The organism is Sphingomonas montanisoli, assembly GCF_008274695.1.
Lineage (GTDB): Bacteria > Pseudomonadota > Alphaproteobacteria > Sphingomonadales > Sphingomonadaceae > Rhizorhabdus > Rhizorhabdus montanisoli.
On the sequence record NZ_VTOU01000006.1, the window covers coordinates 20489 to 45619 of the forward strand.

The window sequence follows — 25131 nt, forward strand, 5'->3', positions numbered from 1 at the left end:
GCTCAGCGCAGGAGAGGGGAGGGAGCCTTCGGCTTTGTGGGCCTGATGAGCAGGCTCGCGTGACCGCCGAGGCGGCGCGCCAGTTCCAGATGGAGACGACCGATGATCCAGTCCGTGAAGGTCAAGAACCTCTCGCTGTCCAAGGACAATGTCCGCAAATCCAGCCGTGAGGCCGGTATCGACGCCCTCGCCGCCAGCATCGCAACGCAAGGCTTGTTGCAGAACCTCATCGTTACCCCGCTCAAGAAGGCGGGCCATTTCACCGTCAAGGCGGGCGGGCGCCGGCTGCGCGCACTCCAGAGCCTGATCGAACAGGGCACGTTGCCCGCCGACCATGTCGTGCCTGTCCTCGTCCTTACCGACGACGACAACTCGGTCGAGGCCAGCCTCACCGAGAACTTCCAGCGCGTTCCGATGAACCCGGCGGATGAAAGCACCGCGTTCAACTTCCTCATCCAGAAGGGGATGACCGCCGAGGACGTTGCCAAGCGACAGGGTGTCACCACCCGCTTCGTCGAGCAGCGGGTGCGGCTTGCCGAGCTCGCGCCGAGCGTGTTCCAGGCGCTCGCCGCTGGCGAAATCACCCTGGGTGTCGCCCAGGCCTATGCCGTGACGAGCGACATCGATCGACAGGCGCGCGTCTTCGCACAGATGAGAACCTCCTATTACGGCGATCAGCCCGACAACATCCGGCGTGCGATCCTCAACGGCACGATCAAGGCGAACGATGCCAAGGCGCGGTTCATCGGTCGCGATGCCTATGTCGCGGCAGGCGGCCGCATCGAGGGTGATCTCTTTGCCGCCGAGGGGGACGAGAACTGGATCGACGTCGATCTTCTCGAAGATCTTGCCGGCAAAAAGCTGGAGGCGGCCGCTGCCGAACTCGCGCAGGCGGAGGGCCTCGCGTTCGTGACGCCGATCGCGGCCACCCACGTTCCCTATGATCTCGAGCGTCAACTTCATGAGTTTCACGCGCCCGCGCGGCCGCTCAGCGAGGAGGAAAGCGCGCGTGTCGAAGCGCTTTCGGCCGAAAATGACCAACTCGTCGAGCAGCTTGAGTGTGAACTGGCCGACGGGACGCCGGAAGCTGAAGCGGCGAACGATCGCCTCGACGAGATCGAACGGGAGCTTGAGGGCATCGAGGATTCCCGTCGCGAGATCGATCCGGCGGTCCGGGCGCAGATCGGGACGTTCGTCTATATCGGTGGCGATGGCGAAGCCCGCGTTCACACCCGCATGTTCAGCGAGAAGCCCGTTGTCGATCCCAATGCTCCGCCCAAGGCGACGGGCGGCGCCAATGGAGATGATGGTGCCGGTGACATCGATCATGGACCCAAGCTCAGCGCTACGCTGATCGACGAACTGGCGACCCAGCGCCGGCAGATCCTCGTCGCCCATATCGCCAGCGATCCAGCGATGGCGCTGGACCTCACCATCTTCCTGATGGCGCAGAATGTCGTCTTCGAGCAGAACTACGTCCGCACCCACTCGACGCTCAAGTCCGGCGGCGCGCAATTCCCGATCTTCGGCTTCCGCGACGAGGGGTCGATGGCGTCGCAGACCATCGAGGATCAGCGCCAGCGTCTCGATACGAGCTGGGCCGGTCACAAGACCATGACCGAGCGCTTCGAAGCCTTTCGTGCGCTCGACGACGAGGCCCGCGGCAGTTGGGTGGCCTTCTCGATCGCACGTACGCTGGAACCGAGCCTGAACATTGCCGAGGGCGGACGGTCCAACGGGTTCCATGACCATCTTGGTCGCGCGCTCGACATTCAGGTCGAGCATTGGTGGCGCCCCACGGCCGAGAACTTCTTCGGCCGCGTGAAAAAGGAGGTCATGCTCGCCGCGCTCGAGGACATTGGCGGGCCGATCCTGCGCGGGCGCTACAAGGACGCCAAGAAGGGCGACCTTGCCGCAACCTGCGCCTCGCTCTGCAACGGGCAGGGGATCGTCGAGGCCGAAATCCGCGAAAAGGCGACGGCCTGGCTGCCTGATGCCATGCGCTTCGACGGCATCGAGCAGCCCGAGACCATCGCGCTGCGCTCGACGTTCATCGACGAGGCCGATGACGTCGATCCCGGCGATGATGGTGATGATGTCGATGATGAGTCGGGCTTGGAGGACGCGCCGCGCGACGGTCAGGACGACTTGAGCGAGGCGGCCTGACGCCCGTCTGCACGGTTCGAGGCGACTGGGGGCGGCACTCTTCGCGGAGTGTCGCCCCTCCTTTTGTGCCCCGGCGGCAATCTCTCTGAGGGGAGGGTGCCGGTCCGGGCTCGCCTCTACCAGATCAGGAGAATGACCGTGGCAAAGACCACCGATAAACCGTCGCCTGCCGACACCATCACCAACGCGATCATCGACAAACTCGAAGCGGGCGTACGCCCTTGGGTTAAACCGTGGCGACCTGGCCTTGGCGGCCGTCCCCTTCGCGCGACCGGCGACCCGTATAAGGGCATCAATTGCTTCTGGCTGTGGCTCTGCGCCGAAGGCGCCGGCTACCATTCTCGCACCTGGATGACCTATAAGCAGGCACAGGCGATGGGTGGCCAGGTCCGCGAAGGCGAGCGGTCGCAAATCGCCATTTTCTACAAATCGTACAGCAAAACCGTGGAGTCGCCCGTCACCGGCGACTCCACGGACGAAATGCGACGCGTGCTGCGATCCTACGCCGTCTTCAATGCCGATCAGATCGAGGGGCTGCCGGAGAAATTTTATCCATGCCCCCTCAGCGTGGTCGCCCCCGACGACGAGCTGCCGGCTCGCGCGCAGCGCTTCCTCGATGCCCTTCCGGCGAGGGTTCACCAGTGCGGCGATCGGGCCTTCTACGATCGTGTTGCCGACAGCATCACGATGCCGCCCGTCGCGTTGTTTTCCACCCGTGCCTATTTCGCTTCGACGTTAGCGCATGAGGCAGGGCATTGGACCGGCCATCCTGACCGGCTCAACCGAGAATTCGGCAGGAAATTCGGCGACAACGCCTATGCTTTCGAAGAGCTTTGCGCCGAGATGACATCCGCCCTGCTTGGCGCGGATCTTGGCCTCCCGACCGCCCATATCGACGATCATGCAGCGTATATCGGCTCGTGGCTCGCGGTGCTGCGCAAGGATTCCCGCGCCATCATGACGGCTGCGGCAAAAGCCGAAGCGGCCGCCGCCTTTCTGCTCCGCGCAACTGGCCTCGCCACGTCGGACGTCGCCCAGGAGCAGATCCGTGAAGCAGCATGATCGCGGCGATCGCCCGCCCAGACCCCGGCGGCTACCGCCGGTTTGCCGTAGCGTTCAGTCGCGGCAAGGGCAGGGGAGGAGAGGGCGCCTTCGGCTTTTTGAGCGCGCCAGGGCGCTCAGAAGGAGGCTGCCATGCTCTACGATACGCTCTACCGCCACAATCAGGCCCTTTCCCCCGCCGGTCTGGACCATCTGCCGGCGGCGCTCCACGCCCTCAACGCCGCCGTCGACGATTGTCAGCGTGCCGGCAAGCCTGTCGCCGGCGACGCGGCAATCCTTCTTCTCATCCGCCATCTGGCAGACGTTGCCGAACGCGATACGCCCAGCGTGAACGTCCTTCGCCTCCGTTGCGAAGCGGATCGCCTGGCGGTCGCCGCCGCGCCAGCGCTGCTCGACATCGCCGGGCAGAGCGTCGGCGGAAACTACCACGCCAAACGTACCTTCCACTCTCAGGCGCGTCGCGCGCTTGCACGTCTCGCGACGGCGATCGGCCTCGACGCGGACGACGCTCGTATCAACACCGTCATGGGTGCCGATCACGAAGACGGCACGACGGAGCTGCGCCACGCGGATTTCGCCGTTCGCGTGGTCCCGCGCGGCTTCCTCCCGGACAGCGAGGTATCGATCAGCCGCTGTCGCGACGGGCAGGAGGTTGGCAAACCCCACCACGCGCCGATCGCCGAATTGCTCGACGTGGCCGCGTTCCAGCGCCGGCTTGCCGGCACGCCCGGCGATATCGGCGCCGTGCGCCTCGCGGCCGCCGCCTGAACCCCGAAATTGCAGGAGATCCCTCATGGGTTGGCTCTTCATGCGCGATATGGGTGGCTACGCCACTCCGCGCTCCTATCTCGACAACCAGTTCACCTATGCGCACGCGGATCATCGACTCACGGTTCTCGCGTCTTCGATGGTCGGTTCGACCTATTACGCGGCGTGCGAACGGATCGAGGCGTCCGGCGCTCGGGCCGTCTTCGCCGTCGTGTGCCTGACCAGGCAAAGTACCGGCGCGCGCGACGGCTGCACGTTCGGCTACAAAGATATGACGGAAACGATGGGACCGTGCGAAAGCGACTGTCCCGCTGCAATTCTCGATGAATTGACCGAGACCGACAGCATCTACGCTTCCGAATGGCGCGCACGCTGTCGTGCCAACCTGGTTCGCCGCAAGCTCGAACGCGCGAAGCCGGCCCCGAAACCGGGACAGACCATCGTCTTCGACGAACCCATGCGTTTCAATGACGGCGAAGATCGCGACCGCTTCACGGTCATTGCCAATCCGAAGGGCAGGGCACCGCTCTTTCGCGATCCCATAACCGGCGCTGTGTGCCGGATCGCAAAGTTCAAGACGCGTGCATACCGGCTTATCAACCCGACCATCGTCCCGAAGGACTCGGCCGATGGTTGAGCGCGCGCCAGTGATCGCGGCTTGGGGCGCGGGCGTCGATTCCACCGCCATGATCATCGAGCTCGTCGAACGAGGCGAGCCGATCGATATGGTGTTGTTCGCCGATACCGGATCCGAGAAGACCGATACCTATGCGTTCATTCCGGTCTTTCGTCGTTGGATGGACCGTCACGATGTCGTGTCCGAGATCGTCCGCTACGAACCGCGAAATTTCAAACATTGGCCGCCCTATGATAGCTTGGGCACCAACATGCTGACCAACGCCACCCTGCCGTCCAAGGCATTTGGGCGGGGGTCGTGCTCGCTCAAATGGAAGGTGGCGCCGCAGGACAAATGGACGGCGCAATGGGCGCCCGCGATACGGTGCTGGGGAGAGGGCGGACGTGTCGTCAAACTGATCGGCTATGACTGTTCCAGTGCCGATCAGCGCCGCTACGCCCATGCCGAGGGATATGCCGACCCTCGCTATGACTATCGGTATCCTCTTCGCGAACTGGGCTGGACCCGGGCGGATTGCACTGCGCGTATTGAGCGTGCGGGCCTCCCTGTACCGCCCAAATCCTCATGTTTCTTCTGTCCCGCAATGCGGCCGCACGAGGTGGATGCGCTCTCCAAGGATGAGCTTCGCACCATCGTTCTGATGGAGGCCCGCGCAAAACCGCGCTTGCGCACGATCGAGGGCCTCTGGCGCAAGCCCGTTGTCGGGCGCGGCGGGGCGATACCGAGACCGGGCAATATCACCGCCTATATCCGTGAGCTCGGCCTTCTTGCACCGAGCGAGGTTGATCGGATCGTCGCGGATGCACCGCTCGCGCTGGTCGCGTTCCAGGCGGCCCAAGCGCGCAAACCCATCGAGCAGCGCATGTCGATGGCGCGCTGGCTCGACGCATTCCACCGGGGTCAGTCCGCAGGCTGACCCCTCACTAGCTACGGAGACTCTCATGGCCGATCGCGCTTCTGTCGCGATCCGCATCAGCGGATCGCTGTGCCCTGACCTCCTTCCCGGCTTCTGCGCTGCCCTTGCGAGCGACGGCGCCTTCACCGATTGGGAGGGCACCGCGTTCGATCCGGACGATCTCGATACGAGCGTTCCCCTGTACCTGGCCGACCATGAGGTTGCCTGGGGCCGGTTCGAGGCGATCGAGACTTTCTGTGTCAATCATGCCCTTGTCTTCGCGCGCTGGGCTGGCGGCGCTCCCGGGGCGTTCGGCCCGGAGCGGGTGGTCTTTGACGGCACGACCGTTCGGCGTTTCAGCGCCTCGGACGATGACGAGATCCTGATCTCGGCGGAAACGGTGCGCGGTCTCGGCAGCTACGCGGCGGTGCTGTCGCATCTCGCAGCGGCGGAATTGGAGATACCCCCGTTCCGAATCGACGGCAGAAGCTGAGGGCAAAGCGAAACCGGTTTGTGTCGACACCTCCCCGCCAGAGGATGCCGCATATGGGCGCCCGCGAGGCGCTGGCAACCCGCGAACGGCGGGCCGAGTTGCCGTGTGCCACGGCTGCCCGCACCACCCCTTGTTCGCGAGTTTCCCTCGGCTGTGCCTCGGTGCCAGCCCCTCTTTTGCGAGCGCCCGGAGGATGCGCATCCGGCGGAGAGGCCGCCGGCACAGACAGAAAGGCTCGCTATCATGTCCACATCGCTTGCAGCCGCACTCGCGGCACTGGAGCTAGGGCACCTCGAACCCCGTGCTGAAGATCTCAGTGGCATGGCGCCGCCTCCAACCGAGGCGCTGGAGCAGACCGTCACCGCAATCTGGAGCGATCTCTTCACGACGATGGGAAACACCGCGCTGGAGCGCGACATCGAAGACCTGGGCTGGGGCCTGGTGAACCTCTTCCACCGCGCCGCCGCCAAGAAACACGGGCTGGTCGATCGGTTGACCGACGACATCCGCCTTCTCCTCGCCGAACAGGACGGCTCCGAAATCAGCACGGCCAATCTGGAGGAAAAGATCGATCTCGCCAAGAAGGTCGAGGAATCCGCTGGTGCCTTCGAAATCATGCGCGATGTCGCCGCCGCCCACTATATCCGGGAGACCGGGAGATCGTGGGTGCCATCGTCCGGCAACCGCATCTCGCTCGGCGTCACCGCCGGGATCGTCGATGGCCATGCCTTCCTGCGGGCGCGCCGCGAGCGGGCTTTGAACGCCAACACCGCGCAAGGTACGCCGGTTGTGTTCGCCGGTGGCCGCCTCAGCTTCGCCAACGACGACGATATGAAGACGTTCGCCGATAACCTGCTGGCCACCCTCAACAAGGTTCGCGCCCATGTCGGCGACATGTATCTCGTACACGGCGGCGATATGAAGGGTATCGAGCGGCTTGCAGCGTCCTGGGCCGAGCAGAATGGCATCCAGCAGGTGCGGTTCGGTCTCGATCGCAAACTCGGAGATCGCGCGGGCTTCCGTCGCAACGAGCAGATGCTCTCGCTCAAGCCGCGGTTCGTGGTCGCCTTCCAGGGCAACGGCGTGACGGAGCGGCTTGTCATCGAAGCCAAGGCTCGGGGACTGCGTGTCGTTGATCGCCGCGGCCCATTGGGAAGCCCTCCCGCAGCTGCTCGTCGCGCTGCGGACTGAAGCCGCGGGCCGCCGGTTTCCCGGCGGCCCCTTTTCGCTGCGCTTACCGTCGTCCCCTGGAAATTCCCGCAGGCGAGAGGGGAGGGCGCCGAGGCCGTTTTGGCGGCCGGGACGCGGTTGAGAGTCCACCAGCTAACCGCGTTGCCGACGCAACGCCGGCTGTCGCCCTACCACGAACTAGAGAGAGATGATGATGCGCGATTTGCATGATGAGGAACTGCGCGCCCTGCTGGCGTTCCGGCAGCGTCACGGGCGCTGCTGGAAGGCCGCGTTGCTGCTACGCTGGTCGGCCGGCAGCGACACCGATGAACCGGGTTCTGCGCATTTGCGCCATCTGCGCAATATCGCAGGGCCGCGCTGGCTGATCGGGCTTCCTGCCGCAACGCTCGATGACGCCGCGCGCCGTTTCGCCGGGATCGCGGATTCGGCGCTGGTCGCCGCTTTCATGGAGAATGCTGTGGGATTTGCCTGCGGTGCGGCGGGTAGCGTGGAGATCGCCCCCGCGAGTGCCGCACATTCGCTGGCGATCGCGATCGAACTCGGTCTCAAAGCTTTTCTGATGAAGGCAGGCTATGCCGACGACTGGAACCGCGTCCATATTCGGCATGACCTTGAAAAGGCCCTGGCGCTTGCGATGGAGACGGGCCTGTCCGACCTGCCTCCGGAATTGCCGGCACTCGCCGCGATCCTTTCGCCGGCCTATCGCCACCACCAGATCGACGCCTTGTTCCGGGCCGGAGCGTCACCCTTCAATGTGGCCGACGCCTCTCACTGCGTCGACCGTCTCCTTGCCGTGATCCGGGCGCAGATCGCGTGACGGCGCACCACCGCATCATCCTGTGCGCGGTTCGAAAGGGCGCTCGCCAATCCCATGAAGCCGGAGATGGGTGGGCCTGCGGCGTACCGTGCGTCAGACGACCATTATGTCTGTTGCCTTGAGCGTTGCCGTCGCTTTGCTGCGGATGACAGTCCAAGTTGGGGAAAGCGCTGACGGCCTGTTGTGGGGTCTCTGGCTGGCGGGGACATGCCGCGGCTATAGGGCAAGGTTTCTGCACCGGTTCCTGGGTTAATAGAACCAAAGCCACCATCCCTTCTTTTTGACCTGATCCCTAAGTCGGTCGTTCGGTCCTTTCAACCCGCTCCCCATCGGGCCGAGTTGCCGTGTGCCACGGCTGCCCGCACCACCCCTTGTGTCGGGGTTGCCCTGCGCGGCTGACGCGCTCCGGTGGAAGCACCGCCCATGCCCGCCTTTTTCGGGGGTCAGTCGAAGGGACGGTCCCTTCGGCACCCAAAAAAGGAACCTCGACATGCAGAACCTCGTCATCCTCGCCGGCAATGTCGGCGCCACGCCGGAAGCCCGCACCACCCAGGGCGGCACCAAGATCACCCACTTCAGCCTCGCGACCTCGCGGCCCAAGCGCGACAGCAACGGCAAGATCGTCAAGGACGACAATGGCCGGCGGATCGAAGATACCGAATGGCACCGGATCACCTGCTTCAACGGCGTCGGCAAGACCGTCGAACAATATGTCGACAAGGGGATGAAGGTGATGGTGCGCGGTCGCATCCACTACACCCGCTGGACCGACAACGAGAATATCGAGCGGTACGGCGTCGAGATCATCGCCGACGAGGTGACCTTCCTCACCCGCGCCAAGCCCGCCAGTGGCGACCAGGGCGGCAATGACAGCTCGGTCGATGACGACGAAATTCCCTTCTGAAACCCGCGAAGGCCCGGTGGCAGCAACCACCGGGCCTTTTGCTGTGTCGGCATTCCTCTGCTGGGCTTGTCAGAAATCCATATATCCAATATTATCGATATATGGACAATGATTCTGCTATCAGCGCACTGGCGGCGCTTGCCCAAGGCACTCGCCTCGATGCGTTTCGCTTGCTGGTGCGTCATGAGCCCGATGGCCTGGCCGCGGGCGAAGTCGCCCGCCAGCTCAATATCCCCCAGAATACGATGTCGTCGCATCTGGCCGGGCTTGCGCGTGCGGGCCTGATCCGTGCCGAGCGCCACAGTCGCCAGATCATCTACCGCGCCGACCTCGATCAGCTCAAGGCGCTGACCCTGTTCCTAGTCAAGGATTGCTGCGGGGGCAGGGCGGAACTGTGCGAGCCGCTGATCGCCGAGCTTGTTCCCTGCTGCTGACGGAGCCCTGTATGCCCGACCGTATTTATAATGTCCTGTTCCTGTGTACCGGAAACTCGGCGCGTTCCATCCTTGGCGAAGCGGTCATGAACAAGCTCGGCGAGGGGCGTTTCAGAGCCTATAGCGCCGGGAGCCAGCCAAAGGGGCAGGTCCACCCAATGGCATTGTCGGTGCTTCAGGGGCTCGGCTTCGATACCACCGATATGCGGTCCAAGAGCTGGGATGAGTTTGCCGGTTCCGGTGCGCCGCAGTTCGATTTCATCTTCACGGTCTGCGACAATGCAGCCGGTGAGACCTGTCCGGTATGGATTGGCCATCCCATGACAGCGCATTGGGGCATTGAAGACCCTGCCGCGATCGAGGGCGAGGGGCAACGCGAGGCCTTCCTGCAGGCCCTGCGCTATTTGCAGAATCGCATTGCGCTGTTTCTGGCGCTCCCGATCTCGAGCCTCGATGACATGGCGATGCGGCGCAAGCTCAAGGACATCGGACAGAGCGAAGGAGCGAGCGCCAAGGCGGAGGCGAGTGAATGACCGTGGACATCATCATCTACCACAATCCCGAATGCGGGACGTCGCGCAATGCGCTCGCGATGATCCGCAATGCCGGGATCGAACCGCATGTGGTCGAATATCTGAAGACGCCGCCTTCACGCAGTCAGTTGGAAAGCCTGATCGCACGCGCCGGGATCGGTGCGCGCGCCCTGCTGCGCGAGAAGGGCACGCCCTTTGCGGACCTCGGCCTGGGCGACGAAGGTCTTTCTGATGCGGCGCTGATCGACGCAATGATGGCCCATCCCATCCTCATCAACCGTCCGCTCGTGGTCTCGCCGCTCGGCGTCAAGCTGTGCCGCCCTTCCGAAGCGGTGCTGGAACTCATCCCCGCGGCCCAACGCGGTGCTTTCGCCAAGGAAGACGGCGAGCAGGTCGTCGACGCTGCCGGCAACCGCGTCACGGCAGGCTGAACGATGGTAGCGGTCACGGTCCGGCCGGCGGTCCTCGCCGACGCGCCGGCGATCGCCGCCATCTACGCCCATCATGTCCGGGAGGGCACCGCCAGCTTCGATACCAGCCCGCGCTCGGTGATGGAGACCGAAGCCAAGATTGACGCATGCTTGGCGAAAGGCTGGCCCTTCCTCGCCGCCCAGCAGGGCGGCCATGTTGTCGGCTATGCCTATGCCACGCAGTTTCGCGATCGGCCTGCCTATGCATCGAGCTGTGAGAACTCGATTTATATCGATCCCGGGCATCAGCGCCGAGGTGTCGGAAAGGCGCTGCTTGCTGCTCTGCTGGCACAGGCCGAGGTGGCAGGATTTCGCCAGATGATTGCCGTCATCGGCGGGAGTGAAGCGGCATCGGTCGCCCTCCATGCCAAGCTCGGCTTCGAACATGCCGGCACGATGCGGTCGGTGGGACGCAAGTTCGGACGCTGGCTCGACACCGTCTACATGCAAATCGCGCTGGGCATCGGTGACGCCGCCCCACCGCTCAAGGAACCGCAATGACCCAGACCCGTCGACCACGGCTATCCTTTCTCGATCGCTATCTCACCTTGTGGATTTTTCTGGCGATGGCCCTGGGCGTAGGCCTTGGCACGAGCATCGAGGGTCTACCTGCCGCGATCAACGGCCTGTCCTGGGGCACCACGAATATACCGATCGCGATCGGCCTGATCCTGATGATGTATCCACCGCTGGCCAAGGTTCGCTATGAGGAGCTGCCGCGCGTCTTCGAGGACAAGCGCGTGCTGGCGATATCGCTTGTCCAGAACTGGATCATCGGCCCGGTGCTGATGTTCCTTCTGGCCGTCATCTTCCTGCGCGCCGAGCCAGCTTATATGACGGGTCTCATCTTGATCGGGCTGGCCCGATGCATCGCGATGGTCATCGTCTGGAACCAGCTTGCCAAGGGCGACAATCAATATGTCGCGGCGCTGGTGGCGTTCAATTCGATCTTCCAGATCCTGTTCTTCAGCCTCTATGCCTGGTTCTTCCTCGCCTTCCTGCCGCCCTTGTTCGGGCTGGAGGGCAGCGTCATCAACGTCAGTTTCTGGATCATCGCGCAAGCGGTCGCGGTCTACCTCGGTATCCCTTTCCTCGCGGGATATCTGACCCGGAAGGGTCTCGTCGCGGCCAAAGGGCGCGACTGGTACGAGGGCGTATTCCTCCCGAAGATCGGTCCGGTCACGCTCATCGCCCTCCTGTTCACGATCGTTGCGATGTTCAGCCTGAAGGGCAGCGAGATCGTAACGCTCCCGGGGGATGCTATCCGCATCGCCATCCCGCTGACGATCTATTTCGTTGTCCAGTTCTCGATCAGCTTTTTCATGGGCAAGCTGATCGCCAGCGATTATCCACGCACGACGGCGGTGGCTTTCACGGCTGCCGGCAATAATTTCGAACTGGCCATTGCCGTCGCGATCGCCGCTTTCGGGCTGGCGTCCCCGGTCGCTTTCGCAGCCGTCATCGGCCCACTGGTGGAGGTGCCAGTGCTGATCCTGCTGGTGAATGTCGCCTTCTGGTTCGGTCGCCGCTGGTTTCCCGATACCGTGCCCGAGCAGGGCCGATGAGCGAGGACATCATGGCTTTTGAACGCCTGCGCCAGCTATCCGAGCCGGATTATCTGCCGGGTCTGAAGATGGCCTATGCCCACCAGAGGCCCGCGCTTGGTCTCGGCCCGAACGATCCGCCGCCACGCATTCTTCTCCTCTATGGCAGCTTGCGGAAGCGATCCTACTCGCGGCTTGTCGTGGAGGAATCTGCGCGGCTTCTCCAGTTTTTCGGATGTGAAACGCGGATATTCGATCCTTCTGATCTGCCGCTTCCCGACCAGGTCGAAGGGGACGACCACCCGGCCGTTGCCGAACTACGGGCGCATTCCTTGTGGTCGGAAGGGCAGATCTGGTGCAGCCCGGAACGGCACGGGCAGATCACCGGTATCATGAAGGCCCAGATCGACCATCTGCCTCTGGCGTATCAGGGCATGCGCCCGACACAGGGGCGGACCCTGGCTGTGATGCAGGTCAGCGCGGGTTCGCAATCCTTCAACAGCGTCAACACACTGCGCATCCTTGGCCGGTGGATGCGCATGTTCACGATCCCCAACCAGTCGAGCGTGGCCAAGGCGTTCGCCGAATTTGACGATGACGGCCGCATGAAGCCGTCGAGCTATTATGATCGCATCGTCGATGTGGTCGAGGAGCTTGTACGCTTTACCGTCCTGCTGCGGCCGCATGCGGATCAGCTCGTCGATCGCTATTCCGAACGGAGCGAAGCGGGCATCCAAGTAGATCCAACGAACGACCTCTCGTCGATCGCAATCGCGCCCCAAACCGTGCAGGGATGAGCCGTTGGCATGCGGCAGACCATCAGGCCCTGTCAGCGGCAATGGCCTGCCGCATAGCGCTGCCATCGCAGCACTGTGCCCGTCGCGATCATGGCGCAGCTCAGGTCGCCGATCCCCGGCGCAGAACACCAGGCCCCGGTGCGATCCCCTTTTGCGTTGCCGGTTGACCGGCAATGGAGCCTCGGGCCAGTGACAAGGATATGGCCGGTGCCGCTTCGGCCCCTGGCGCCGCCAAGCAATCGGACCAGCGCGTCCCGCGCGGCAATGCCGCTCGCGCGCGGGCAGGGTTGCCCCCGCCGGCATGAGCCGTCGATTTCGCGTGCCGCTATTCCGCCAAGCCGAATCCGTGGTCCTTCCCGGCACCAGACCGGTCCATCGCCGTCCCACACCCTGATGGGCGTGCAGGTGAACATCTGCCCGGCGGGGACGGTCGCGACAGCGAGAAGCAAGGCTATGAGCATCAGCGATGGGATCGGGACGAGGTGTTCGTCATGCGTCGGGGAAGAGCGGCAATGTCCCCGCCATCGCGGCGGGCTCGTCAGCGAGAATATCATAGCAGCGCAATCGGACCGCCAGATGCCGGGCCAGCTGCGCCACCGCACGCCGCCGTGCGGCCGCGTCACCGCAGCGAATATCCGTCACCAGTGCCGGTTCGGCGGTTGCGAGCGACACCTCGAGATGGAGGGTCAGGCTATCTTCATCGACTCGGAGCATGAGAGAAACATAGAACAAAAAAAGAACATACGGCAAGAGGCCACCCTCTATCCCGGCCTGCCGATCATCTTGGCAAGCGGCTATAGCCATGTCCTAGCCGACGAAGGAGCCAGCGGGTTCGCACGGCTCAACAAACCATATTCGATGGATGAGCTCTCCAGCATCCTGCCCAAGACCGCGCGATCTGCGCAAGAGCCGACCCTGGAGACATTCTAGAAAGGTCGGTGCGAAGCCCAAATCCTGGCGTCAGGCGGGTCCACCCCGCTCTTTGAGGCGCAATCCTTGGTCCGGCCGGAGGCCTTATGCGATCAACCCGTAAAGGGTCCGGTCGCTTGCGCTACGGCTTTTTGGCCGTTGGCAAAAAAGTGATCGCGGCCACCGGCCGAACACATCGGGCGCCAGTCGAGCGGGGATGAACCCGCCGGCTTGGCAAGGAGCCTCGATATGTTCACCGACATCAAGATCGCCCGCCTCCACGCGCTCGGCCTCTCCAGAACCCTCATGATTGCAACGATGGTCATCGGGATCGGCACGCAGTTCGCCGTCATCACCGCCGATGAGTTCGATGGCGACGTCGCGGTCATCAATGAATATGATCCGTTCAGCTGAAACCTTCAGGCGGGGGCGTTCGCCCCCGCCCTTATTGTGCGAGCGCTGATTGGACGATCTTACCGAGGAAGCGAGCCCGCATTTCATCCACTCGACCCTGCGTGAGCGCATCGTGGAGCATGTCTTCGTCGGGGACGCGCTGCGCCGCCTATGGCAACTGGGTGTGACCGACGTCGAGGTGCTGCGTTCCGAATTCGACGCGGGCGGCTATGATCTGGTCATGGCCCGCGGCCGCGTGACCCGCCATATCCAGTTCAAGACCAAAATCGTCGGCGGCAAGACCGATGAGGTCAAGATCAGCCTCAAGCTGATGGAGAAGCCGAACGGATGCGTCATCTGGATCGTGGTGACGCCGGACCTCCTCTTCGACCATTATCTGTGGTTCGGCGCGGGGCCAGGCGAACCTTTGCCGGACATCAGTTCGTTTGCCGTCGCCAAACATAGCAAGGGCACGGCGGAGGGCGAGAAGAACGAGCGGCCGAACCACCGCAAGGTGCGGATATCCAGGTTCGAGAAGGTCGCCAGCCTGGACGAGATATTGCGTCGTTTGTTCGGTGATCTGGGCGATGCAAAGGGGGCTTGAGCGGGGAGGGCGGCTCCGGCTGCGCCGGACCGGGCTCTAGGCGAAACGCCCCGAGCCCCGTGCCGGGTCTCGGCCCATGCGGGTCACGATCCCTGCCGTGGGGCAGGCCGTCAACGACGCCCTGGAATGAGCAGGTCTGCGGCATTCGCGACAGGGGCTGGTCGCCCATGGGCGAGATGCGCTGGCGGGCACAGGCTCAGCCCGTCGCGCAGCGCCGCGGCATCGAGCAGGATCCGCCACGGTTCGCCATGCCGCCGGGCGCCAAGGTAGAAGGTCGCGCCATCGCACGCGACCATCCGGCATCGTTCCTGGCGATCGATCAGCGACGCACTTGCGCCATAGCGGGCGACCAGATCGTCCAGATCGGCGCGCATCAGGGCGCCGCAGCGGCGGCACTGGGTGCGAACCTGGATCTGCAGCCGCTGCATCACGCCCACGCTCGATGTCCAGCGTGGCCAGAGGGCAATGATCCGGGCGGTGTCTGTCATGATCGAGGGGATAGCGAAGCCCTTAGTCGCGCGTCCAGCAGCACGTCCGAAAAGTCGGCCATGCCGTTCCATTTTCCCTATCACCGCTGCACCGATCGTCCCTTCCTGGCTTGGCGTCCTCGCCGCGGCACTTGCCAGCGCAAGCCCGATGCCGGGCTTCTCCACATCCGTTGCGACCCTGCGGGTGCGCGGGCGCGCTATGCCCCGGCGGTCCGGTCGCCTGTCGAAAGGCCCCGATAGGCGGGGTCTGACACAGATCAGGAAGTCGAACGTCATGGCCGACCCCCAGAATGACAAAGTCCTATCCGCAGACCAGCGCGTCGCGACCATCGCGCGGCTCAATGATACCCTGCGCCAGTCCATCCATAGCCCGGGCGTCAACCAGGTGGTCATGACCGCCGGCGTCGCCGAGCTGATCGGCGATACCAGCCTGTTTCGCGGGTTCCAGCGTCGCGCCGAATTGCTGCGCACCGTGCGCGACTATGACGCCTTTGGTCCCGACGTCGATCCCCATGGCGAGCGTGATTTCGGGCGCTTCGAATTTGCCGGCGAAACCCTGTACTGGAAGATCGATTATTATGATCGCGCGCTGACCTATGGATCGCCCGATCCGACCGATCCCGACGTCACCACCCGCGTGCTGACGCTGCTTCTCACCCACGAATATTGAGCTATCATGGCCCCGACCCTGTCGGGGCCACCTTTTACCGAAAGGATTCGCAGATGAGCGAGCCTGTCATCCAAGCCCTCGACCGGCTTTTCGATCTGGCCGCCTCGGACACGGGGCAGGCGCGCCGCGCCGCCAACTTCCTGCTCGCCTGGTGGAATGCGCAGGACAATGGCGGGTTCGATCTTGCCGACCTGTTCGGCGTCGACCACGCCGTTGCGGCCGACATGGCCGTCGTTCGTCTATCTGGGCGATCATCACGGCGCGATCTATCCCGACCAGCTCGGCTATGAGGACAAGATCGTCGCCCTGGTCCACCAGTGGCGGTTGCGTGAGCCTGCCGACTGACCAGGGCGTCAGCCGCGAGCGCTGATCGCGTCGCGCCAACCGAGCCCGCTGGAGCTGCCTCCGGGCTGCGCAAAAAAATGTCTCACCGAGCGATGGTGACCCCGGCCATCCCCCTGACCGGGGGGATGGCCGAAAAGTCTGCTTGAGCAGACTATCGTCGGTGCCGCCCAGACATTCCATCGGGCCTTGCTCCCGGCACGAGAGGGGAGGCTGCGCGGCGAGAGCGGCCGCGTTTTGCTGCGCGGTGAGGGGACCGACCGGTTTCCCTGGAACATGCCAAGGAGACCCGCCGTGGCCGATTATTTTTCGCGTCATCCAGACCATGCGTTGCTGTTCGCATTCGCCTGCTTCGTCATCACCGTTTACCTGTTCCGTTACGTCGGACCCGGCATCGGCGGGGGCGGCGACCGGTCGTCGCGCGAGCATTATGAGCGCAACCTGCGCGATGGTCCGCACGACTATGAATCCTGACGGCGCGGCGCCGATGCGAACGATCGTCGTCAGCCTCCTCAAGGGCGGGGTCGGCAAGACCTTTCTCGCAACGCACCTTGCCTGGTATCTTGCCGAGCAAGCCGGCAACCGGGTCGCGTTTCTAGACCTTGATCCGCAGGGCAGTTCCACGCGCCGGCTCGCCAGCGAGCGGACCGGGTGGTTCGCAGCGGACCTGTTCGATCCCGAGGCGCGGCTCGACCTGAGCGATGCGCCAGGCATCACGGTTTTCGCCGCTGATCCGCGCCTGCAGATGGTTAAGGCAGCCGCGGATGTCCGCGACTTCCTCGGCCGGTTTCCCGCACTTGGTGCCCATTTCGATCATATCGTCATCGACACCGGTCCCAAATGGGATGAGCTGACCTTGAGCGCGATGGCGGTGGCCGACGCGGTGATCGCGCCGGTCCAGGTCGCCGAGGATTCGATCGAGTGCGCCAAGATGCTGCTCACCGCGCTCAAAAAAGCGGAAGGGGCGAGAGGCGGGCGCAAGGTCGATTTTCTCGGGCTGTTGCCCTCGATGGTCAATCCGTTCGACCGGCGCGAAATGGACAATGCGGTCAAGCTCGCCCGCGCCGTCGGCGAGAAACTGATGTTTCCTGCCTTCATCAAGGCGCGACCGACCTACAAGCATTCGGCCGAACAGCATCATCCGGTCTGGCGCGAAACAGGCAGCGGCGCGAAAGCAGCGGCTGACGAAATCCGACCGATCCTGGCCGAAATAGTCCGCCGGATGGATGACCGTCGCCTGAGTGCGGCGTGATGGGCAAGTTCGATCAGCGCGCCGAAGAGTTCGGACTGCTTGTCGGTCTCCACGACAGCGCGCGGCGCGTCGAGGATCTGCCGCTCGACTGGATCATCGCCGACCCCGAAAACCCAAGGCGCGTGTTCGACGAGACCGAGCTCGAGGATCTTGCCGCTTCGATCGCGGCGCGCGGCGTCCTGCAGCCGATTATCGTCGCCCCGAAAAATGGGGACGGGCTTCATGTCATCCGCGTCGGCGAGCGGCGCTTTCGGGCATCGCGCCTTGCCGGGCGCGAGACTATTCCGGCGATCGTGATGGCGGTGGTGAACCGGGCCGACACGCTCGCCGATCAGATCGTTGAGAATGATCAGCGCGCGGGCCTGACCCCGCATGATCTCGCGACCGGGATCGAACGGATGCTGGCCGCCGGCGTCACCCAGGCGGAGATCGCCCGCGCGCTCGGCCGCTCGAAGCAGTTCGTGTCGCTCTATGCCGCCTGTGCCGACATGGCGCCCTGGTTGCGAGCAGCGATCGATCAGATGCCAATTCGGCTGCTTTACGACCTGCACCGGGCTGCCCGAACCCATGGCGAGGCGGTGCGCGCCTATGTCGAGCGGCTTGGTGTTGAAAGCGTGACCTTGGCCGAGGGCGGCCGGTTCATCGCGGGGCTCAAGGCATCCGAGGCTTCGCCCGATGCCGGATTGCATGTCGTGCCGGCTCTCTCAAATGGGCAGGACACTGAGCGCGCTGTGCCGAAAAGGTCGGTGCGTGCCGGTGCCGGCCTGCGGTCGATGTTCGGAACGGAGGTGTCTTTCCAGCCCCGGCCCCTTGATGCGGTTCGGGTGACCCTGGGCGGGCGGACAGGACGTTTGGTCTTGCCCGAGCGGGTCCGGGTGGTGTTCGACGACGGCGAGGAGGTCGAAGCGCCCGTAACTGACATCGCCGTGGGGTAGGCCATTGGCGGGGCGGGGCGGGCGCTCACTCATTCACCCCTCACTCCGCGTAGAAACGATCGAGCTTTTCAGACAGTTTTGGCAGCCGCGCCCCTTCTTCAGGGGCGCGGCTGTCTTCATTTTCGCGGATCGGGCGGATTGGATCGCTCGGAAATATTCTGCTTTTTTGCGATGTCAGATGGGATGAGATACTTGGCTTAAGGACGGGCGGAGTCTGCTTGAGCAGACTATAAGACGAGTGGTTTTAGGTGAGGGCCGGATAGGCTTGGCGCCGTCATTGTTAAACAATAGCAATGGGGTGTGGCGTTTTTTGGCCTCCGTCTGCCCGATGATCTCGCGGCGCGCTTCGATGCTAGGGCGACTGCCGCCGGCGGTCGCTCAGCGCTCCTGCGCAAGCTGATCGACGATGCGCTTGAGAACGCCGGGGACAGGTCGAGCGAGACGGCTTCGCCTCGGACCCGCACGACTGACCGGCTGCAGCTTCGGCTCACGCGCGAGGATATTGAGAGGCTCGACGCGGCCGCCGATGCGCGCGGGCTAAAACGGACCGAATGGCTCGTGATGCTGTTGCGTCGGCGGCTTCATACACATCCGCTTCCGCCGCGCGCCGACCGGGTACAGATCGCGCAGTCCTGGCGCGAGCTCAACCGGATCGGCATCAATCTCAACCAGGCGGTCCATGCCCTTCATGCCGCGACCATGGTGGATTCGCGGCTCGACCTGGCGCGTGAGGCCGCGCGGGTCGCCTCCTTCCGCGACGAGGTGGCCGACCAGCTGCGCGCGCTTGGCCGCGCGCTCAAAGGTGACCTGAGCTATTGGGATACGCCCGATGGCTGAGGATGATGACGGCGTCCTGCCGCTCCCCAGTTTGATGGAAGCCTGGCGACCGCCGACCGGGGGCAAGCGCAGCCTGCGTGGAGGGACGCTGCGGATTCGTTCGGGTGGTGGCAAGGGCAAGGGCAGGGGCGGGAGCGCCGGTGCGCCGATGTTATCGCCGGCCGAGGCGCGCGCCAAGCTTGAGCGGATCGTGCGCAAGGCGCCCGAGGTCATGGTCAAAATCTCGGGCAAGCAGCGTGGGGCCAAGCACCTCGCCGAACATTTTGGGTATATATCACGGCACGGGAAGCTCGAGGTTCGCAGCAGCGAAGGCGAGATCATCACCGACGAAAAGCGCCTGAAGGCGATCGCGGCCGATTGGGACATGATCGATCAGGCGATGAACCCTTACGGCAAGGAGCGACCGACCTCGATGTCGATGGTGTTGTCGATGCCCGGCGGTACGACCGATGCCGCAACGATCCATGATGCCGTCCAGGCATTTGCGCGCGCCGAGTTCGAAGGGCAGTTCAGCTATATGGTGGCGCTCCACACCGACACCGCTCACCCCCATGTCCATCTGACCGTCGCGACCCAGGGGGCGGACGGCGCGCGGTTCAATCCGCGCAAGGCCGACCTTCATCATTGGCGCGAAAGCTTCGCCCATGAATTGCGTCAGCGCGGCATCGCCGCCGAAGCGACGCCGCGCCGCGCGCGCGGCCATGTTCAAAAGCGGGTGCGCTCGCCGGTGCACCATCTGGAGGCACGGACAGCCGGGCAGGGGAGGGATTTGGATCTCAACCGTCTGATCGAAGAGCGCGCGCAGGCGTTCGCACGGTCACAGAACCCGGAGCGGCGGGTGGAGGACGTGCTGGCACTCGGCCGCCAGAAGCAGATCCGGGGGGCTTACGCAGAGGCCGCGGCCGCGCTGGCGGCAACCGGGAAGGACGAGGATCGCGCACTGGCCGAAGATATCGCGGGGTTCGTGGCCGATATGCCGGCGGCGGTGTCGCGGCGGTTGGAGCGCGCGCGGGAGATCATGATCGCCGATCGGAGTTCGGCGGCAGCGGACAGCCCCAGCCGTAAATCGGATGCTTTGCCCTCGGCTGAGTCGGACAAAGATAAACGCAAGGCCCCTGATCGCGAGCGCTAAAGACGTCGAAAAGTTGGGGTAGGGGCGTACTTCAGTTAAAGCGCAGTCCGAATAGCCCGCCGGTTTCGGTTGCGTCGGTCAGCTTGGTGTCGAGCACATAGGCACTAACATCAAAGCCGTCACGAAAGCCGTCCTTCGGCAAAGCATCCGAATTCATCGTGACGATGTATTGGAATCCGACCGCGGCAGCATGATCGGCGCCGAGCTGCAACGCTTTGGCCACCTGCCGTTCGTCGACCCCGTCAAACAGATGACTGTCGTGAACCAGGAAACCCGGCCCCATGCCCCGGCGGGCGGTCAGTTCGGCCAGCATGAGATCGAAGCAGAATATCTGCATGTTGGTGATGCCCTTGCTGCGCTGGGCATCGATACGAATATCGACTTGGGGACCGTTGGGCGTGGCGCTGACCGTCAGGCTCCCGGCTTTTTCGTAAAGCGCGTTGGACAGATCCTCGAACACGAGGATCGCTTCCTCGATGATGCTCTGACGCTCGTGATGATCGTCCTGAAGCGTCTTCAGGAGCCGGGCGCGCTCAATGTCGAGTTCGGCTTTCGTGCTTTCGATCTGTTCCGCCGTCGTAAGGCGTTGTCTCAGTCCCTCGGCGTCCGCCTCCGCGCGACCGGCTTCCTGCTGGAGCGCTGCGTAATGTTCCAACGCGCCGCCGGATTGGAGGATGCCCATCAGCTGCCGACGACGGCCATCAAGGGTTTCGCGCGCACGATCGCGCGTACGGATACGATCTTCCGCGGCCTGGACCTCGGACGTCAGATGCGATCGCCGATTTTGCACGATCGCCTGGTGAAACTCTTCCACTTCCTCGAAGCGGCGACCGACCGATCCCGGCAGTACGACACCGGCTTCGCGATAGAGGCGGTCCAGGCTGGTCGTCGCCGGCGGAAGCTCGCTGTCGATCGCCGCGCGCAGCTGTAGGATCAGTTCCCGATCAGCGGTATTGTCGTCGCTGAGTGTCGAAATCTCGCGCGTGATCTGCGAAGCCTCCTGCTCCATCCCCGAATATTCTGGAACGACATTGAAGGTGTCGAGTTGCTCGCGCATCCTTCTGGCACGGGCTTCGGCGATCGTCATGCGGGTCCGGAGATCAGCCGCCGTGCCGAAATAACGGCCGAGACTGCCGTCCTTCGCCGCCTTGCGCAACTCCGCCATCGCGCGCTCTCGCGTGCGGACCTCCTGAAACTGTTGCGGCACGCTCGCGTCGAGGCCCAGGAGATAACTGATCGCTACCTGCTGATCCCAAGCCTGCTGCATCGAGGATTGCTGTGTGGGCGACACGAACCCGCCGCTATTCTGCCGCCGCACGAAATAGGAGAATAGAGATCGAAAGCTCGGCCGAAAGCGGCCGTTTGCTTCGTCGTCCACATCCGGGTTCAGGCGGAAAAGCAGCGCGCCCAATGCAGCGCGCCAATTTTCGTTGCTGATGACCAGATCGCCGGTCTTGGCTTCGAGAGACGGGGCGATCGGCCAATCGGATGTGTCGCCCTGCAATCGGATGCGGGATGGCTTGGTGCCGGATCGCGCGACATCGACGAGCGTCGGTCCGATATCGACGCGGGCCTCGAAGCTGAAGCCTGCCAGTTCATCGGAGCGGAAAATGCTGTCCTTGTCGGCATTGGCGCCGAACAGGAAGTGGATCAGCTCGACAAGGCTGGTTTTGCCGGCGCCATTGCGGGACTGCCGATCGGTCGCCCCATCGCTCTTGTCAGCGAGAAGGATGTTCAGCCCGGGCCGGAAGGCCAAGCTCTTGAAGCTCGGAAGGTCGCTGGAAAGGCCGTGGATCATGAAACGGTCTTCTGGACCAGACCACGATCGAACTGCACGGCCTTCACGATAAACAGCAGGTCGAGCGCCAGCACGAACCAGTCATAATTGATCGGTGCCGACACCGCCCGATCGCTGCGAGAAATGCGTATCTCATCCCAGAGACGGGAGACGGTCATCGGCTCGCGCAGGCAGCCGAGCACGTCGGCACCAACCGCCAGGAGCGCCCGATCGGGCCGGATATGTTTGGTCGGTAGAATCATATCGCGTCGATTCGAATCGCGTCCTCAAAGATGTCACAACGTTCAAAAAAGTAGGAAAGCACAGCGAGCACCGCGCCCTGGCGCGCTGGTTCTCCGGTCATACCTCCCGCGAAAGCTTGAAGCTCGCCGAAGATATCATCCGGTGATAGCCCGACCGCCTTCAGGGCCTGATAGCGCACCCGGAACGCTTGTGCGATCTCTTCGCCGAGGTCGGGATCAGGCCAGCCGGCAAAAAAGGCTTCGACCAACTGCTCCCGGCGGCGGCCCTGTCGCAGCAGCCCGGCTGCGTCCTGGGAGAGGGCATTGCGTTCGAGCTTTGCCGCCGATGGCGCCACCAGCGATGGTTCCGCGTCCGGTTCCTGCCGTTGAATTGCCAGCAGCACCGGCCGCAACGCCTCGAAATCGAGCTTCTCCAGCACACGGCCCGATGGAACGGCGCCAAAGAGATCTTCGAGCTGGTGGAGCGCGAGCGACATGGCGATCAGCCGCAATTCCGCTTCGCCGCAGACGGCCAAGGCGACGTTCGGATTCGCGGCGTTGAGCGTGGCGAGTTTCTTGACGGCCTCGGCCGGGAGGCCGCGACTGTCGTTATGGACAAACTCCCACCGCAGCATTTTTGTCGTCCAATGGACGAGCGCGCCTGCGAAATCTTCATCGACCTTGGCAAGGAGGGGTTCGAGTTTCATTGCATCGGGCGCATAGCATTGAAACACGGTGCCATCGCTGGCCCGGAAGCCATCGCATTTCAGGTCGCCTTTCGGACCGTAAGGACGGACGGGTTGGAAATCGCCCGGAAAGGCATGCGCCATGATACGGGCGAACAGGGTCTCGAACGCCTTGCCGCGCTCGCGCAGAAAGGCGTTCTCGAACTTGAGCCCATAGGCAAAGCGTTGCGTGTCGTCCAACTCATCCCCCGAACTTGACCACCATAACCTTTGGCAGAATCAGCAAGCAAATCTATTAATTTACGCCCATCGTCGGGGCGGTGAACAGCGCACTCTACTCCGGCAGGTCGGCTTCGCGCAGAACGCGCATAACATCGCGAAACACGCCTTCGAATGGCGGCAGATCGCTCATCTGCTGCTGTAATCGTCCAGTCCAGAGGGTACTCAGACGCTTCTCTTTCGCGGCGATCGCGGCGGTCACGCCACTGGGCGTGCGCTCTCGAAGGGCGAGCTTCTGGGCGAACTCGGCGAGATATTCCGCTGGTCGGATGTCACGCTCCTCGAGCAAATTCCAAAGGTCATAGAGATCGCGCGGCTCGGTGCGGGCCTTGTCCGACAGGGCCGCCAGCTTCTCGATGAATATCTCCGCCAAGCTGTAGGCGAGGACGGTCGGGCCTTCGGGCAGGTCCGCAAATTCCTCGAACGTCCGCAGGATCGGACGCTCGGCGAGTGGAAAGCAGAACACCTCATTGATCGTGATATCGACCTTTACGTCGCTGCGCGCGGGCAGGGGGCCTTTGTAGCTCAGATAGAAGGTGTGCGTGTTCTGATGGCCATGCCGGTCCGGCCGATCATAGGCCATGTTGATCCCCGAAGCCGTCTCGACGATGGCGAAGATCTCGTTCAGGCCTGAGAGGATCGCGTCCAGTTCGATCGGCTTGACCAGCGAAAAATCGAGATCCTCGGAGAAGCGGTAATTCTCGAACCAGCAGCGGCGCAATGCCGTCCCGCCCTTGAAGGCGAGAAATTCGCGCAAAGGATGCTGGGCAAGACCGGTCAGGAACCAGGCCAGACAATAGTCGCGTTCGATCACCGCCTCGGGAACGCGGCGGCCGCGCGGCTTGAGAAGGCCGTTGGCGATACGGGAGAGATCGCGCTGGGGAATCATCAGCTGCTCCGGATTATATCGAGTTCGTCGGGCTCGACGTTGAGCCGGATGCGCCATCGGGCCAGCATCCGGCCCTCATTGGGAAACAGGGGATCGAGGCGCTGATAGGTCGGGGTCAGCCGCACGCGCAAAGGCTCCAATGCGGCTGCGTCGGCCAGCCCGTAAAATTCCAGCAGATAGCCCAGGCGGCGGATCACCGCGCCAACGCCGAGGCGAAGCGCGTATTCGATCATCAACTCTACCCGCAGCGTGTCGCGCTTCATCCAGAGTCCCTTGGCAACCTCCGTGACACCACCGACATATTGCGGATGGTCGAGACCATCGATGATGGTCCGCTCGGGGTCGCTAACCCTGACCTGCTCTTCGGATGTGATCCAGATCTCGGTCAGACCGAAGAAATCCTGCGGTTTGACGTCGACGAAGCGGAATTCATACCCATGGATGTGCTGCGGGCGCAGCCGTTTGGCGCAGGAGACGATGATGGCCAACTGCGGTTGGGTGACCATGCGGTGCAGCTCGAGGGCGCTGCCGTGGGAGATGAAGTAGTCCGCGTCGCCAACCAGCGTTCTTGCGATGAGGTAAGGATCGCTCACATGCTCGGTGTCGCGGCCCCGCTCGAATGGCACCAGATTGTAGAGACCAGGCTTTAGGCGCGTGACGATCCCGCGCGCTTCGGTATTCGCGACGAGGCTGCGTGCCGATGATGGGCTCAGACCTGTGATCTCGGTGACGTCCGCGAGCGAAAAAATCGGCTGACGGCGCTCGTTCAGTTCGACGATCAGCTGAGCGGCACGAGGTCCAAGCGTCTTGAGATTATATCCTTCGCGCAATTTGAGCCTCTCTGGGCGATGTATGGCGCGTTCGATATAACGGCGATTATATTATCTGGCAAGATTGTCGCGCTTTGTGGGACGCTCCGCGCAGACAGTATACATCCGACAGGCTTGGGTTGGGCCGCTCGCGGCTTATCAACCATGAAAAATGT

Annotated in this window: 32 protein-coding genes; 25 read left to right on the top strand and 7 right to left on the bottom strand. The window is 63.5% G+C overall.

Features of this window, described 5'->3' with window-relative positions; translation table 11 throughout:
• Positions 1–102 precede the first annotated feature (102 nt).
• From FYJ91_RS19315 to arsH, 15 genes are all read left to right on the top strand, one after another.
• Entirely contained in the window at positions 103–2166 is a 2064-nt protein-coding gene (locus FYJ91_RS19315; protein ID WP_149523975.1) for a ParB/RepB/Spo0J family partition protein, read from the top strand.
• 138 nt (positions 2167–2304) lie between these two features.
• Positions 2305–3228, top strand: a complete 924-nt coding sequence (locus FYJ91_RS19320; RefSeq protein WP_149523976.1) for an ArdC family protein — start codon at positions 2305–2307, stop codon at positions 3226–3228.
• A 132-nt stretch (positions 3229–3360) separates the two neighbouring features.
• Positions 3361–3996 (top strand): hypothetical protein, encoded by a 636-nt coding sequence (locus tag FYJ91_RS19325; RefSeq protein ID WP_149523977.1) that lies wholly within the window; start codon positions 3361–3363, stop codon positions 3994–3996.
• Between the two features lie 25 nt (positions 3997–4021).
• On the top strand, positions 4022–4633 hold the full coding sequence (locus FYJ91_RS19330; protein WP_149523978.1) for a DUF6927 domain-containing protein: 612 nt from the start codon (positions 4022–4024) through the stop codon (positions 4631–4633).
• Positions 4626–5549 carry a hypothetical protein gene (locus tag FYJ91_RS19335; protein ID WP_149523979.1) on the top strand — a complete coding sequence of 308 codons (924 nt, stop codon included), beginning with the start codon at positions 4626–4628 and terminating at the stop codon, positions 5547–5549. The genes FYJ91_RS19330 and FYJ91_RS19335 overlap by 8 nt, the downstream gene beginning before the upstream one ends.
• A gap of 25 nt (positions 5550–5574) precedes the next feature.
• A complete protein-coding gene (locus tag FYJ91_RS19340) occupies positions 5575–6021 on the top strand; it encodes a hypothetical protein (protein ID WP_149523980.1) in 447 nt (148 codons plus the stop codon).
• A gap of 243 nt (positions 6022–6264) precedes the next feature.
• Complete coding sequence (locus tag FYJ91_RS19345; protein ID WP_149523981.1) at positions 6265–7212, top strand: DUF2493 domain-containing protein; 948 nt, start codon at positions 6265–6267, stop codon at positions 7210–7212.
• A 187-nt stretch (positions 7213–7399) separates the two neighbouring features.
• The gene (locus tag FYJ91_RS19350) at positions 7400–8029 is read left to right on the top strand and encodes a hypothetical protein (RefSeq protein ID WP_246152757.1); all 630 of its coding nucleotides are present in this window, start codon (positions 7400–7402) and stop codon (positions 8027–8029) included.
• 490 nt (positions 8030–8519) lie between these two features.
• A complete protein-coding gene (locus FYJ91_RS19355; RefSeq protein ID WP_056366854.1) occupies positions 8520–8933 on the top strand; it encodes a single-stranded DNA-binding protein in 414 nt (137 codons plus the stop codon).
• 101 nt (positions 8934–9034) lie between these two features.
• Positions 9035–9367 (top strand): ArsR/SmtB family transcription factor, encoded by a 333-nt coding sequence (locus tag FYJ91_RS19360; RefSeq protein WP_021243482.1) that lies wholly within the window; start codon positions 9035–9037, stop codon positions 9365–9367.
• Between the two features lie 11 nt (positions 9368–9378).
• Positions 9379–9900: an arsenate reductase ArsC gene (locus tag FYJ91_RS19365; RefSeq protein WP_149523983.1), complete on the top strand. Its 522-nt coding sequence runs from the start codon at positions 9379–9381 to the stop codon at positions 9898–9900.
• Positions 9897–10331, top strand: a complete 435-nt coding sequence (arsC, locus tag FYJ91_RS19370; protein ID WP_149523984.1) for an arsenate reductase (glutaredoxin) — start codon at positions 9897–9899, stop codon at positions 10329–10331. Before FYJ91_RS19365 ends, arsC begins: the two co-directional genes overlap by 4 nt.
• Positions 10332–10334: 3 nt before the next feature.
• On the top strand, positions 10335–10871 hold the full coding sequence (locus FYJ91_RS19375; RefSeq protein ID WP_149523985.1) for a GNAT family N-acetyltransferase: 537 nt from the start codon (positions 10335–10337) through the stop codon (positions 10869–10871).
• Positions 10868–11935, top strand: a complete 1068-nt coding sequence (gene arsB / locus FYJ91_RS19380) for an ACR3 family arsenite efflux transporter (protein ID WP_149523986.1) — start codon at positions 10868–10870, stop codon at positions 11933–11935. The genes FYJ91_RS19375 and arsB overlap by 4 nt, the downstream gene beginning before the upstream one ends.
• Positions 11932–12711 (top strand): arsenical resistance protein ArsH, encoded by a 780-nt coding sequence (gene arsH, locus FYJ91_RS19385; RefSeq protein WP_281290639.1) that lies wholly within the window; start codon positions 11932–11934, stop codon positions 12709–12711. The genes arsB and arsH overlap by 4 nt, the downstream gene beginning before the upstream one ends.
• 32 nt (positions 12712–12743) lie before the next feature.
• On the opposite strand, the gene FYJ91_RS20960 is transcribed toward arsH, so the two are convergent.
• Complete coding sequence (locus FYJ91_RS20960; RefSeq protein ID WP_149523987.1) at positions 12744–13172, bottom strand: thermonuclease family protein; 429 nt, start codon at positions 13170–13172, stop codon at positions 12744–12746.
• Here FYJ91_RS20960 and FYJ91_RS19395 point away from each other — a divergent pair.
• The 3 genes from FYJ91_RS19395 (at position 13165) to FYJ91_RS19400 (ending at position 14617) form a co-directional block, all read left to right on the top strand.
• On the top strand, positions 13165–13641 hold the full coding sequence (locus FYJ91_RS19395; protein ID WP_149523988.1) for a hypothetical protein: 477 nt from the start codon (positions 13165–13167) through the stop codon (positions 13639–13641). The two genes, FYJ91_RS20960 and FYJ91_RS19395, sit on opposite strands and share 8 nt — an antisense overlap.
• A 228-nt stretch (positions 13642–13869) precedes the next feature.
• Entirely contained in the window at positions 13870–14034 is a 165-nt protein-coding gene (locus FYJ91_RS20740; protein ID WP_021243491.1) for a hypothetical protein, read from the top strand.
• A 49-nt stretch (positions 14035–14083) separates the two neighbouring features.
• Positions 14084–14617, top strand: a complete 534-nt coding sequence (locus FYJ91_RS19400) for a hypothetical protein (protein WP_149523989.1) — start codon at positions 14084–14086, stop codon at positions 14615–14617.
• 110 nt (positions 14618–14727) lie between these two features.
• Here FYJ91_RS19400 and FYJ91_RS19405 read toward each other — a convergent pair whose 3' ends face one another.
• Complete coding sequence (locus FYJ91_RS19405; protein WP_149523990.1) at positions 14728–15105, bottom strand: hypothetical protein; 378 nt, start codon at positions 15103–15105, stop codon at positions 14728–14730.
• Positions 15106–15379: 274 nt separating this feature from the next.
• Here FYJ91_RS19405 and FYJ91_RS19410 point away from each other — a divergent pair, with 274 nt between their 5' ends.
• The 7 genes from FYJ91_RS19410 (at position 15380) to FYJ91_RS19440 (ending at position 20273) form a co-directional block, all read left to right on the top strand.
• Positions 15380–15775 carry a DUF3768 domain-containing protein gene (locus tag FYJ91_RS19410; protein ID WP_149523991.1) on the top strand — a complete coding sequence of 132 codons (396 nt, stop codon included), beginning with the start codon at positions 15380–15382 and terminating at the stop codon, positions 15773–15775.
• A gap of 53 nt (positions 15776–15828) precedes the next feature.
• The gene (locus FYJ91_RS21130; protein WP_425474078.1) at positions 15829–16065 is read left to right on the top strand and encodes a DUF7673 family protein; all 237 of its coding nucleotides are present in this window, start codon (positions 15829–15831) and stop codon (positions 16063–16065) included.
• Positions 16066–16411: 346 nt separating this feature from the next.
• Entirely contained in the window at positions 16412–16591 is a 180-nt protein-coding gene (locus FYJ91_RS19420; protein WP_149523992.1) for a hypothetical protein, read from the top strand.
• 13 nt (positions 16592–16604) lie between these two features.
• A complete protein-coding gene (locus FYJ91_RS19425; protein WP_149523993.1) occupies positions 16605–17369 on the top strand; it encodes a ParA family protein in 765 nt (254 codons plus the stop codon).
• Positions 17369–18304 carry a ParB/RepB/Spo0J family partition protein gene (locus tag FYJ91_RS19430; protein ID WP_149523994.1) on the top strand — a complete coding sequence of 312 codons (936 nt, stop codon included), beginning with the start codon at positions 17369–17371 and terminating at the stop codon, positions 18302–18304. The genes FYJ91_RS19425 and FYJ91_RS19430 overlap by 1 nt, the downstream gene beginning before the upstream one ends.
• 300 nt (positions 18305–18604) lie before the next feature.
• Positions 18605–19141, top strand: coding sequence for a plasmid mobilization protein (locus FYJ91_RS19435; RefSeq protein WP_149523995.1), 537 nt, complete (start codon positions 18605–18607; stop codon positions 19139–19141).
• Positions 19134–20273 (top strand): relaxase/mobilization nuclease domain-containing protein, encoded by a 1140-nt coding sequence (locus FYJ91_RS19440; RefSeq protein WP_149523996.1) that lies wholly within the window; start codon positions 19134–19136, stop codon positions 20271–20273. The genes FYJ91_RS19435 and FYJ91_RS19440 overlap by 8 nt, the downstream gene beginning before the upstream one ends.
• Before the next feature lie 31 nt (positions 20274–20304).
• Here FYJ91_RS19440 and FYJ91_RS19445 read toward each other — a convergent pair whose 3' ends face one another.
• The 5 genes from FYJ91_RS19445 to FYJ91_RS19465 form a co-directional block, all read right to left on the bottom strand.
• Positions 20305–22071, bottom strand: coding sequence for an ABC-three component system protein (locus FYJ91_RS19445; RefSeq protein WP_149523997.1), 1767 nt, complete (start codon positions 22069–22071; stop codon positions 20305–20307).
• Positions 22068–22313: an ABC-three component system middle component 6 gene (locus tag FYJ91_RS19450; protein ID WP_021243503.1), complete on the bottom strand. Its 246-nt coding sequence runs from the start codon at positions 22311–22313 to the stop codon at positions 22068–22070. The genes FYJ91_RS19445 and FYJ91_RS19450 overlap by 4 nt, the downstream gene beginning before the upstream one ends.
• Positions 22310–23218 (bottom strand): ABC-three component system protein, encoded by a 909-nt coding sequence (locus tag FYJ91_RS19455; RefSeq protein ID WP_149523998.1) that lies wholly within the window; start codon positions 23216–23218, stop codon positions 22310–22312. Before FYJ91_RS19455 ends, FYJ91_RS19450 begins: the two co-directional genes overlap by 4 nt.
• Before the next feature lie 94 nt (positions 23219–23312).
• Entirely contained in the window at positions 23313–24146 is an 834-nt protein-coding gene (locus FYJ91_RS19460; protein WP_149523999.1) for a nucleotidyl transferase AbiEii/AbiGii toxin family protein, read from the bottom strand.
• A complete protein-coding gene (locus tag FYJ91_RS19465; RefSeq protein ID WP_149524000.1) occupies positions 24146–24976 on the bottom strand; it encodes a type IV toxin-antitoxin system AbiEi family antitoxin domain-containing protein in 831 nt (276 codons plus the stop codon). The genes FYJ91_RS19460 and FYJ91_RS19465 overlap by 1 nt, the downstream gene beginning before the upstream one ends.
• Positions 24977–25131 lie beyond the last annotated feature (155 nt).